Annotated in this window: 11 protein-coding genes; 6 read left to right on the top strand and 5 right to left on the bottom strand. The window is 46.1% G+C overall.

The window, feature by feature from the left end:
• Positions 1-26: 26 nt before the first annotated feature.
• From efp to mltF, 3 genes are all read left to right on the top strand, one after another.
• On the top strand, positions 27-587 hold the full coding sequence (gene efp, locus C3Y98_RS01400) for an elongation factor P (RefSeq protein WP_135276351.1): 561 nt from the start codon (positions 27-29) through the stop codon (positions 585-587).
• 129 nt (positions 588-716) lie between these two features.
• Complete coding sequence (rpiA, locus tag C3Y98_RS01395; RefSeq protein ID WP_135276350.1) at positions 717-1,388, top strand: ribose-5-phosphate isomerase RpiA; 672 nt, start codon at positions 717-719, stop codon at positions 1,386-1,388.
• Between the two features lie 2 nt (positions 1,389-1,390).
• Positions 1,391-2,818: a membrane-bound lytic murein transglycosylase MltF gene (gene mltF, locus C3Y98_RS01390; protein WP_135276349.1), complete on the top strand. Its 1,428-nt coding sequence runs from the start codon at positions 1,391-1,393 to the stop codon at positions 2,816-2,818.
• Positions 2,819-2,908: 90 nt separating this feature from the next.
• Here mltF and C3Y98_RS01385 read toward each other — a convergent pair whose 3' ends face one another.
• The 5 genes from C3Y98_RS01385 to C3Y98_RS01365 all read right to left on the bottom strand — a co-directional run bounded on the left by C3Y98_RS01385 (position 2,909) and on the right by C3Y98_RS01365 (position 9,524).
• Positions 2,909-3,778, bottom strand: coding sequence for a DMT family transporter (locus C3Y98_RS01385; protein ID WP_245234282.1), 870 nt, complete (start codon positions 3,776-3,778; stop codon positions 2,909-2,911).
• Between the two features lie 40 nt (positions 3,779-3,818).
• Complete coding sequence (gene serS / locus C3Y98_RS01380; protein WP_135276348.1) at positions 3,819-5,093, bottom strand: serine--tRNA ligase; 1,275 nt, start codon at positions 5,091-5,093, stop codon at positions 3,819-3,821.
• A 104-nt stretch (positions 5,094-5,197) separates the two neighbouring features.
• Positions 5,198-6,505 (bottom strand): replication-associated recombination protein A, encoded by a 1,308-nt coding sequence (locus C3Y98_RS01375; RefSeq protein WP_135276347.1) that lies wholly within the window; start codon positions 6,503-6,505, stop codon positions 5,198-5,200.
• 26 nt (positions 6,506-6,531) lie between these two features.
• Entirely contained in the window at positions 6,532-7,182 is a 651-nt protein-coding gene (lolA, locus tag C3Y98_RS01370) for an outer membrane lipoprotein periplasmic chaperone LolA (RefSeq protein WP_245234281.1), read from the bottom strand.
• Positions 7,183-7,208: 26 nt separating this feature from the next.
• Positions 7,209-9,524, bottom strand: a complete 2,316-nt coding sequence (locus tag C3Y98_RS01365; protein WP_425339456.1) for a DNA translocase FtsK — start codon at positions 9,522-9,524, stop codon at positions 7,209-7,211.
• Positions 9,525-9,662: 138 nt separating this feature from the next.
• Between C3Y98_RS01365 and C3Y98_RS01360 the strand changes: the two genes are divergently transcribed.
• From C3Y98_RS01360 to C3Y98_RS01350, 3 genes are all read left to right on the top strand, one after another.
• Positions 9,663-10,127, top strand: a complete 465-nt coding sequence (locus tag C3Y98_RS01360; protein WP_135276345.1) for a Dps family protein — start codon at positions 9,663-9,665, stop codon at positions 10,125-10,127.
• Positions 10,128-10,302: 175 nt separating this feature from the next.
• Positions 10,303-11,253 carry a thioredoxin-disulfide reductase gene (trxB, locus tag C3Y98_RS01355; protein ID WP_135276344.1) on the top strand — a complete coding sequence of 317 codons (951 nt, stop codon included), beginning with the start codon at positions 10,303-10,305 and terminating at the stop codon, positions 11,251-11,253.
• A 75-nt stretch (positions 11,254-11,328) separates the two neighbouring features.
• On the top strand, positions 11,329-11,862 hold the full coding sequence (locus tag C3Y98_RS01350) for a Smr/MutS family protein (protein ID WP_135276343.1): 534 nt from the start codon (positions 11,329-11,331) through the stop codon (positions 11,860-11,862).
• Positions 11,863-11,938 lie beyond the last annotated feature (76 nt).

The raw sequence follows: 11,938 nt of genomic DNA, 5'->3' as shown, positions 1-11,938 counted from the left end.
TACGCATTTAGAATCTAAGGCACCCTATGAAAACAGCACAAGAACTCCGCGCCGGTAACGTGATTATGGTGGATAACGTTCCACTAGTCGTAGTAAAAGCAGAATACAACAAGTCAGGCCGTAGCACTGCCGTTGTAAAAATGAAATTCAAAAACTTACTGACAGAAGCACCTAGCGAAAGCATCTACGGCGCTGGCGATAAGTTTGACGTGATCGTACTTGAGAAAAAAGAAGTGACTTACTCATACTTTGCTGATCCAACTTATGTATTCATGGATGCAGATTACAACCAATACGATGTTGACGCAGAGTTCATGGAAGACGCGTTACCATACATCGAAGACGGCATGCCTGCTGACTTGCGTTTCTACGATGGCAAAGCAATTACCGTTGAACTACCAACAACAGTGGTACGTGAAATCACCTACACTGAGCCAGCAGTTAAAGGCGACACATCAGGTAAAGTAATGAAACCAGCTAAAATCGCTTCAGGTTTTGAGATTTCAGTGCCTTTATTCTGTGCGCAAGGCGACAAAATTGAGATTGACACACGCACTGGTGAATACAGAAACCGTGTAATGAAATAGTTTTTCAGCTATCAGCTGATAGCAAAAAAATTTGAAAAGGGAGCAACTCGCTCCCTTTTTTTATGACTAAGCAAAGTAAATAGCGTTAATATAGTAATCACAATAAGTAAAAAGTCATGGGGATGCAAAATGAATGACAAACAATTAGTCGCACTTCGTGCTGCTCAGTATGTACAAAACGGCATGCTGGTTGGCCTAGGCACCGGCTCAACTGCAAACTATTTCATTGAAGAACTCGCCAGACTAACACGTGAGCAAGGCTTACGATGTACCACCATCGCAAGCTCCACCATCAGCACACAAAAAGCCCAGTCATTGCAGTTGCCTATCGTGGCATTAGAGCATGTGGCAAGCATAGACCTCTATGTTGATGGTGCAGATGAAATCACGCCCGACAAAACCTTGCTAAAAGGCCGTGGTAGCGACTTGGTCAAAGAAAAGCTCCTTGCCAAAGCTGCCACAAAGTTTATTGCAGTGGCCGATGCAAGTAAGCTAGTCAACCATATTGGTCAAAACTTTACCATCCCCATCGAGGTCATTCCCTTTGCCTGGCAAATGGCAAAAAAGAGCTTAGAAGCACTGGGCGGCGTGGGTGACTTGCGCCCTAATGCCGCAAAAGATGGTTTTTGGATCACGTCTCACGGTAGCTACGTGCTTGATATGAGGTTTGATGCAAGCATCGACGCTAGCACCCTTAATGCAATACTCAACAATACCCCGGGGGTTGTGGAGCATGGTATTTTCCACCAGTTAGCCGATGTTATTTTAATCGCCCAAGATGGCGTGGTGAGCGAGCGCTAAGTTTGATAGCCCTCTTACAAAATAAACAGCTACTACGTTTATTCACACTGGCGTTGCTTAGTGTGTGCTTTATTGGCTGTAAACCTAAGAGTGATGTTGATCGCACACCAGCCATCGATGCCAAGAAAAAAGAAATTGTGTTTGTTACGCACAATGGCCCAACCACCTATTATTTAAATAATGACAACCAGCCTGCAGGGATTGAGTACGACTTAGCAACGCAGTTTGTAAACGACTACTACCCTGACTACAAAATCCGCTTTGTACTGGTCAATAGTATTAGTGAAGTGATTCCAAGCCTGCTAAAAGGCAAAGCGCACATTGCAGCGGCCAGCCTAAGCGTTACGCATTTGCGTGAGCATCTGGTTTTATTCTCAACACCTTACCAAGAAACACAGCAACAGCTTATTTTTAACAATGAAATCAACAAAGAGCCGGATAACATCACCGACATTATTGGCAAAACACTAGCCGTACCAGAGGGTACCAGCTACGAAGAGCACTTAGCCGTTTTGCAAAAAAAACATAACGCGCTCAAATGGCAAAGTATCAAACGCACCAATACTGAATCACTGATAGAAGAGGTAGCCGATGGCTTGCTTGACTATACCGTCGCAGACAGCCATCTAGCTGCACTCATGCAAAACTACCACCCTAACCTTAGCATCGCCATGCCAATCGGTCCTGCCGAAAAAATCGCTTGGGCGATGTCAAAAAACTCTGATCGACAAATGTTAGCCAACATCAATAAGTTTTTTGAGAAAATCAAAAAAGACGGCACATTACGCAATTTGCTAGATCGCTATTACGGCCATAACAAGCGCCTTAACTCGTCAGATATCACCACATTTCTTGAGCGCAGCAATAGTCTACTGCCTAAATACGTACACCTATTTAAACAAGCGCAGGATATTACGGGTATAGATTGGCGCTTACTGGCCGCAGTCAGTTATAGGGAATCACACTGGGACACCTACAACACCTCACCTACCAATGTGCGTGGACTGATGATGCTAACAGAAGGCACAGCAGACCTAATGGGCGTTACCGACAGGTTAGACCCTAAGCAAAGCATACCAGCGGGCGCCAAGTACTTGCTTAAACTTATTGATACTGTGCCGGAGCGTATTCCGGAACCAGACAGAACTTATATGGCGCTTGCCTCTTACAATATAGGCTATGCCCATGTTGAAGACGCACGCGTGCTGGCTAAGCGATTAAAACTGAACCCGGATAGCTGGGCGGATATTAAAAAGACGCTGGTACTGCTCAAAAACCCAGAGTATTACACTACGCTAAAATATGGCTATGCCAGTGGCGGCGCACCTGTTATTTTTGTAGAGTCGGTGCGTAGCTATCAACGCATACTAGAAAAGCACCAACCTAGCCATAACCCAGAGTTTGATACATTTAAGATTGCTCGTAATTAAGCTAACGTTTAATAAGTGCGTATAAAGCGTTGGATTTAGCTGTGCGGTCAGGAAAATATATTAGAAATACAGCCAAAGCCTGTTAAAAAGCTAGTGCATCAAAACCAACAAACTACCTGCCATCATTACTAAACTCGCCAGCAACTTTCTGGCGATATCTTTCTCGTTAAATACACGATAACCAATCAGCACCTGTAGCACCATGCCTAATTGAAACAGCGCAAGTGCATAGGCCACCAGCATGTTAGCAAGCAGCAACAAGGTAAAGTACTGCATGGCGAACACCATTACCCCTATCAAGGAAATACTGTGCAGATGCTGTTTAGTTGCTTTCATTTGCTCTTGAACGGTATTGGGCAAAAAGAAATAATTGCTCAATAAGACCAGTGGCAGCCCAATTAACGACCAAAACACCATGGTTTCAAGTACACCACCCGCCACCGACTTTTTAAGAAAAACTGTACCCACAGAAAACAGGAAAATAGATAAGAATCGTGCCTGCACACCTTTATCGCGTAGCAATCCAGACACTACGCCAGCTTGAGAGCTTGCAGCTGACGGCATCAAAAAGAAGCTACCAGCAATGATCAGCAACACTCCTAGCAAACCCTGCATACTGGGAACTTCATTCAGAAACAGGATGGCTAACAGCATGGATGCCACTACTTTGTATGCGTTTAACGGTCCAAACACAGACAAATCAGTTTTAGAAAGTGAGAGAACGAGAAACATCCACCCAGCAACATCAAATAATGACGCTAGCCATATATTTAACCAGAAATCATGTCTCAGGCTGCCAAAGTCAATCGCGTAAAGTAACGGTGCTGCGAGAACACCAAGTACAAGGTAGGTCGCTGCAACGATATAAAATGGGTGCAAACCGTGTTGCGCCAATTTTTTCTGATAGACAGTGGACGCCAGAGAAAACATCAGGCGTCCAAATACATAGAGAAGCTCCACTAAACTACAACAACTGAAGTATCTAGAATAGCTGAAAAATCTAGGCTGTAATTACTGCCAGATTATTCATATATGGTCTTAATACTTCTGGTACGGTTACGCTACCATCTGCATTTTGGTAGTTTTCCAGTACCGCAACCAATGTACGTCCTACCGCTAAGCCAGAGCCATTTAAGGTGTGCACCAACTCAGGCTTGCCGCTCTCGTTACGGAAGCGTGCCTGTAATCTACGTGCCTGGAATGCTTCGCAGTTTGATACCGAGGAAATCTCACGATAAGTGTTTTGCGCCGGCAGCCAAACTTCTAAGTCATAAGTTTTAGCTGCGCCAAAACCCATATCGCCTGTGCATAATGACACTACACGGTAAGGCAAACCTAATGCTTTAAGAATATTCTCAGCGTGACCAACCATTTCTTCTAATGCCTGGTAGCTTTTTTCAGGGTGCACAATCTGCACCATTTCTACTTTATCAAACTGGTGCTGACGTATCATGCCCTTAGTATCACGTCCATAAGAGCCAGCCTCAGAGCGGAAGCATGGCGTATGCGCAGTGAGTTTAATCGGTAGAGATTCTAAAGGCACAATTTCATCACGCACGGTATTGGTGAGGGTCACTTCAGACGTAGGGATTAAATATAACTTACTGTCGTTGTGCGCTAATGAGAACAGGTCTTCTTCAAACTTTGGCAACTGGCCAGTACCGGTCAATGTCTCTGCATTGACTAAATATGGGGTGTAGCACTCTTCGTAACCATGCTGTTCGGTTTGTGTATCCAACATAAACTGCGCCAAGGCGCGATGCATCTTTGCAATCTGCCCACGCATCAGTGTAAAGCGTGCGCCTGATAGTTTAGTGCCGGTATCAAAGTCCAACCCCAGTGGCGTACCCACATCAGTATGGTCTTTCACTTCAAAATCAAACGTGCGTGGTGTACCCACCTTACGTACTTCTACGTTATCTGCCTCAGACTTACCCTGAGGCACGCTCGCATGCGGCAAGTTTGGTACATTGAGCAGCAGGCCTTGTAAATCAGCTTGCAACTCAGCCAAGCGCACTTCACCCGCTTTTAACTGTTCACCCAAGCCTGCTACTTCGGCCATAATGGCGCTCACGTCCTCGCCTTTAGACTTTGCAATACCAATCTGTTTAGATGCATTATTGCGCTTAGCCTGTAAATCCTGGGTGTTAGTTTGCACGGTTTTACGCGCTTGCTCTAGCGCACTGAACTTAGCCGCATCAAACTCAAAACCACGTGCTTGTAATTGGCTTACTACGCCATCTAAATCATTTCTTAATGCTTGAATGTCTAACATTTGAATCCCTTATTTTATTCTGTTGCATGCGCGCCAGCATGATCATTGCCTAAGTTGGGCAGTCAACCCTGCAAGGATTAGTCTTAGAGAAAGCGGCTGACTGCTTATTTCTTGGCTTTTTTATCTAGCTCACGCAAGTATGCTAATTTTTCCGCTATTTTACCCTCAAGACCACGTGGCGTGGGGGAGTAAAATTGTTGCGGCGGCAAATCATCTGGAAAGTAGTTTTCGCCTGCTGCATAGGCATCTGGCTCGTTGTGCGCATAACGATACTCTTTACCGTAATCTAGCGCCTTCATCAGTTTAGTTGGCGCATTGCGTAAATGTAATGGTACGGTGCGTGATTTATCTTGTGCCACAAAGGCCTTAGCCTGATTGTATGCCATATAAGCTGCATTACTCTTGGCCGCTACCGCCAAATAAATCACGGCATTGGATAAGGCCAGTTCACCCTCAGGCGAGCCTAGCCGTTCATAAATTTGACAGGCTTCCAGTGCCATAGTCTGCGCACGCGGGTCTGCTATGCCAATATCTTCAACCGCCATCCGCACGATACGACGCCCCAGATACAGCGGGTCTGCCCCACCATCTATCATGCGTAAAAACCAGTATAAAGCAGCGTCTGGATTAGAGCCGCGCACGGATTTATGCAAGGCTGATATTTGGTCGTAAAATGCTTCGCCGCCTTTATCAAAGCGACGCAGCTTACTTGCCATCGTGGTCTGTAAGAACGCTTCATCAATTTCAGAGATAGCAGCGCCCTGTGCCGCATTAAACAGGCCTTCAGCAAAATTAAGCAAGCGTCGTGCATCGCCATCGGCGTAAGCCAACACTTGCTCACGTACTTCTGGTGTAATAGTCAAGTCGGCTGCTACCAGCTGCTGTGCGCGATCAAGCAACAACGATAGCTCAGCCTCTGACAAAGAGTTGAGCACGAACACCTGTGCACGACTTAACAAAGCACTGTTCACTTCAAATGAGGGGTTTTCGGTTGTAGCGCCAATAAAGGTAATCAAGCCACTTTCTACAAATGGCAAAAATGCATCTTGCTGGCCTTTATTAAAGCGGTGCACTTCATCCACAAAAAGTATAGTTTTTCGCCCATGCTGCTGCAAAGTGTGCTCCGCGCGCTCTACTGCCTCACGGATATCTTTAATGCCTGACAGCACCGCAGAAATAGGGATAAACTCTGCATCGGCCGTGTTGGCAATGAGGCGTGCCAAGGTGGTTTTACCTACCCCGGGCGGCCCCCATAAAATCATGGATGGTAACTTGCCAGACTGAAAGGCCAGACGTAGCGGCTTGCCCACGCCCAGCAGATGCGACTGCCCCACTACTTCGTCGAGTGCTTTAGGACGTAATCGCTCGGCAAGCGGTGCTTGTGGGGTATTGGGTTCAAATAGACTGTTCAAAATAAATAAGTATCTTTCGCCACTTCTTACTCACCCACCACATCAACGCCTTTTGGTGGTTTAAATAAAAATGACTTTTCATCCAGCGCAGGGTTTACCTCCACCTTGCTAAATACAATTTTCGTGTTATGGCCAAAGCTATCTAACAACGCCATTTCCTGAATCTGATTATCTTTGAAACCCAGCAATATTTTTTCAAAACCAGACTCTTTATCTTTAGGCTGCGCACTCACCCAATTTAAACCATCGCGATTGCTTGCATTAGCCAAAGTAAAAGTCTCTTCTATAGCCTTGCCGCCAGCCAGCAATGCGGCAGGGCTAGAGCCAAGTGCCTTGCCAATATCACGCACAGTCACCTGAGCCAGCTCTGTGTCATACAGCCACACCTGTTTGCCATCGCTAATGATTTGTTGCTCATATGGCTTGTTGTAATCCCATCTAAACTTATTGGGGCGTTTGAGCTGCATGGTGCCCTGCACCTCCTGCACTTTACGTCCTTGTTTATCGGTGACCACTTGGTGAAAGTTAGCGCGTACAGCCTGCGTTTTTTCATAGAACGCCCTTACGCTATCCATGCCATCTGCATGTGCAACTTGCGCCACGAAAAGTACTGGCAATACCAGCAAACCATTGATGAAATGCAAACGAGTGTTTTGCAGTTTTTTAATAATATTCATTAAGTTCGTATGTTTTTCTTTAAAAATTAAGGCTCATGATGCGGTGCTAACACTTCGCGGTTACCGTTGCTCTGCATCGCAGAAACCAAACCTGCGCGTTCCATATCTTCAATCAGGCGAGCGGCACGGTTGTAGCCAATGCGCAACTGACGCTGTACGGATGAAATACTGGCGCGGCGTGATTTAAGCACGATACCCACCGCTTCATCATAAAGCGGATCAACCTCTGAACCGCCATTGCCTGAGCTACCAGCCACAAAATCTGCTCCGCCTGCCTCTTCAGTTTCGTTGGTTAGAATGCCATCGATGTAATTCGGTTCACCTTGTGCTTTAAGATAATCAACAACTTTGTGCACTTCTTGGTCTGACACAAAAGCGCCGTGAATACGTAGCGGGTAACCGGTACCTGGCGGCATATAGAGCATATCGCCCTGCCCTAGCAAAGCCTCTGCGCCCATTTGGTCTAAAATGGTACGTGAGTCAATCTTGCTAGAAACCTGGAAAGAAATACGCGTTGGCACGTTGGCTTTGATCAGGCCAGTAATCACATCCACTGATGGGCGCTGCGTTGCCAGCACCAAGTGTATGCCAGAAGCACGTGCTTTTTGGGCTAAACGTGCAATCAGCTCTTCCACCTTTTTACCCACGACCATCATCAAGTCAGCCAACTCGTCTATCACTACAACAATGAGAGGCATTTCTTCCAACGGCTCCGGCTCGTCTGGTGTTAGGCTAAATGGGTGCGGAATTTTCTCACCGGCTTTATCTGCATCTTTAATTTTCTGGTTGTAACCCGCAAGGTTACGCACGCCCAACATAGACATCAATTTGTAGCGGCGCTCCATCTCTGCCACACACCAATTCAAGGCATTGGCCGCTTGGCGCATATCGGTCACCACGGGTGCTAACAGATGTGGAATCCCCTCGTAAACTGATAACTCCAGCATTTTTGGGTCAATTAAAATCATACGTACCTGGCTGGCATCTGCTTTATACAGCACGCTTAAAATCAGCGCATTAATCGCCACAGACTTACCAGAGCCAGTCGTACCGGCAACCAGTACGTGCGGCATTTTAGCTAAATCAGCCACCGCAGGTTTGCCACCGATATCTTTACCCAAAGAAATTGCCAATGGCGAATGGATATCTGCATAGGCCTGGCTACCCATAATTTCTGATAAATAAACAATTTGGCGCTTAGGATTCGGGATCTCCAAACCCATGCAGGTTTTGCCAGGAATCGTTTCCACCACACGCACACTGACTACGGATAAAGCGCGCGCCAAATCTTTAACCAGATTGGTCACCTGACTACCTTTAACGCCAGCCGCTGGCTCAAGCTCATAACGCGTAATCACAGGGCCTGGCAATGCGGTTAACACTTTAACTTCAATACCAAAGTCCATCAGCTTGCGTTCAATCAAGCGTGAGGTGAAATCCAGGGTTTCAGCAGAAGGCAACTCCACGGTGCCAGAAGGCTCATCCAACAAGTGGATAGGCGGTAACGGGGTGTCAGGGTGTGTATCAAACAACGGTACTTGTTTTTCTTTTTGTACTCGCACACTTTGTGCAATTTCAAGCACTGGCGTTTCAATTTGCACAGGTTCACGATCCACCACGCGCTTACGTTCGCTCTTAACGTATTCGATACGTTCCTGCTCTACCGCTTTACCGGCTTTTCTGTCTTGCCAATCCTGCCATTTAAGCATAATGAATGCATAGCTCGCCATTAAAAACGCGCCAAACTTTTCGGTGATCATGATCCATGACCAACCTGTAAACAAGCTAAAACCAACAACAAACATCAATAGCAGCAGCATGCTAGAGCCTGTGTAACCAAACAGGCTACGCAAGCCTGCATCCACAGCGTTACCTAACATCCCGCCCGCGCTATCAGGCAACATAGCTGGTAAGTCAATCAGATGCCCAGCTTCCAAGGCGCTTGAAGCTACCAACAGTAAAGCAAAGCCAAAAAAGTTAAAAAGCAAGAATGGCTTCTCGCTCTGGTCGACAGCCTCCAGCGTTAAATACACAAACCACATAGCATAAAAGGCTAAGACCGCCCACCACCATGCAGAAAAACCAAATACGTAGAGTAATAAATCAGAAATCCAGGCACCGACACTACCACCGCCGTTCTGAATAATGGCACTATCAGGTGCGATATGTGACCAAGAGGAGTCGTTAGGATTATAAGTAAAAAGAATGACAGTAATATACAGCCCGATGAGTACTAAACCCAGCCACCAAGCTTCTTTAATGAGCGTATTAGCGAGGGCATTAGATTTAATTACTTCAGCTTCACGGCGAGCATTAACTGGTTTAGATTTTTTGAAAAACAAGATAAACCTTTAACGTATTTTAAGTGTCGGATTTAATTATAGCAGTATCAAAGTCGCTGCGTAGCGATTAGAATATCATTCTCATTTCTAATCATAAAACGTTGCAAACCCTTAATCAGAGTCTAATGAGGAGTTCAAATGGATATTGGCATTAAAGAAGAAGATAGAAAAAATATTGCTCAGGGTCTTTCACATCTATTAGCGGACACCTACACGTTATATTTGAAAACACATTACTTTCATTGGAACGTCACGGGCCCGATGTTTAACACGCTGCACTTGATGTTTGAAACACAATACAACGAACTGGCACTAGCTGTTGATTTAGTAGCTGAGCGTATTCGAGCTTTAGATGTTTATGCACCGGGCACTTATCGCGATTTTGCCAAGTTAAGTTCAATTAAAGAGTCTGAATCTGTGCCTAAAGCGCAAGACATGATTGCCGAGCTAGTGGCTGGCCATGAGGCAGTATGCCGCACAGCACGTAGCGTATTCCCAAGTGCGGATGCTGCCTCAGATGAAGCAACCGCAGACTTACTCACACAGCGCTTACAAACTCATGAAAAAACCGCATGGATGCTACGGAGTCTGCTGGAAAGATAATACGATAATTTCTCAAGCTTAAGATGACAGTGCGGCATGGAATTTAAGTGCATGAGCATGTAGTTGGCAATTGCAGCCTCATGCAAAAGTGGCCGCCATGTCGTCACTTAAACTTGAAAAATAAAACAACACACCCAACGTACAAGATACAACCTTAATTAAGAAAGCAATCACTATGGCAACACGTCACGCCAAACTACTTATTTTGGGCTCAGGCCCTGCTGGTTATTCAGCTGCGGTTTATGCTGCACGCGCAAACCTCAAGCCTGTATTAATTACAGGTATTGCACAAGGTGGCCAGTTGATGACGACCACCGAGGTTGATAACTGGCCTGCAGATGCAGATGGCGTGCAAGGCCCAGAGTTGATGGCGCGTTTTCAAAAACATGCAGAGCGCTTTAACACTGAAATGATTTTTGACCACATTCACACCACACACCTTACAGAAAAACCGATTCGTTTAGTAGGCGACAGCGGCGAATACACTTGCGATGCGCTGATTATTGCGACGGGCGCTTCTGCCAAATACCTAGGCCTGCCAAGTGAAGAGGCATTCTCAGGTAAAGGTGTGTCTGCTTGTGCAACCTGCGATGGCTTCTTCTACAGAAACCAAGAAGTCGCGGTGATTGGCGGCGGCAATACTGCGGTTGAAGAGGCTTTATACCTAGCCAACATCGCAAGCAAAGTAACTCTTGTACACCGCCGCGATAAATTTAAAGCAGAAGCCATTTTGGTGGACAAACTGATGGCGCGCGTGGCAGAAGGCAAAATCGTGCTAGAAACATTTGCTACGCTAGATGAAGTGCTAGGTGATAACACTGGCGTGACCGGCATGCGCATTAAAAATGTGAATGACGGTAGCACTAAAGATATTGCATTGCAAGGCGTGTTTATTGCCATTGGTCACAAACCAAATACAGATATTTTTGAAGGCCAACTCGAGATGGAAGGCGGCTACATTGTGACGCAAATGGGCCGCGCTGGTAACGCAACCGCCACTAGCGTACCGGGTGTATTTGCGGCAGGCGATGTACAAGATCATATTTATCGCCAAGCAGTCACTAGTGCAGGCACAGGCTGCATGGCAGCACTAGATGCAGAGCGCTATTTAGATCACGCGAAATAAGTGATTATTTGAAATAAGTAAAAATGAGGGCGGTAACCAAACCGCCCTCATTTACTCAATAGAGCCATCAACATTGTGGAAGACGCAAAAGACAACGAATCCGAACTGTTTTTAGAGGCAGTTAAAGATGCGCGACCACTCAAACCAAAACGCGTGCATCATGCACCGCTACGTCCGAAACCGATTCCCAAACAATTCATTCGCGATGAGCAGCAAGCTCTGGCTGACTCACTAAGTGATTACTACATCCCTGCACATGACATAGAAACCGGTGAAGAACTACTTTACCTGCGTGAAGGGCACTCCCCTGACATTTTAAGCAAATTACGCCGCGGCCACTGGGTGATACAGGCCGCCATTGACCTGCATGGTTTAATCAGTGATGAAGCCAGACTTTATGTAGCAACCTTTTTAAACGACTGCAAAAAACGTGGCATACGCTGCGTACGCATAGTACATGGCAAAGGCTTAGGCTCACGTAACCGCGAGCCGGTACTTAAACACAAATTACGTGGCTGGTTAATACAGCGTGATGAGGTGATTGCCTATGCAGAAGCACGCAGACAAGACGGTGGCAGCGGCGCAGTGATTGTGCTGCTTAAAGCTTAAAGTAACGTAGCAAACAGAATAGATTAAGCAATTAAATACTCACTCTTGTATAAACTAAGAGGCGCCCCCGGCGCCT

The sequence above is a fragment of the Methylotenera oryzisoli genome (assembly GCF_004661485.1).
In the GTDB taxonomy this organism is placed as follows: domain Bacteria; phylum Pseudomonadota; class Gammaproteobacteria; order Burkholderiales; family Methylophilaceae; genus Methylotenera; species Methylotenera oryzisoli.
Note: the sequence above shows the minus strand (reverse complement) of the source record. Positions and strands in the feature narration are given on the sequence as shown.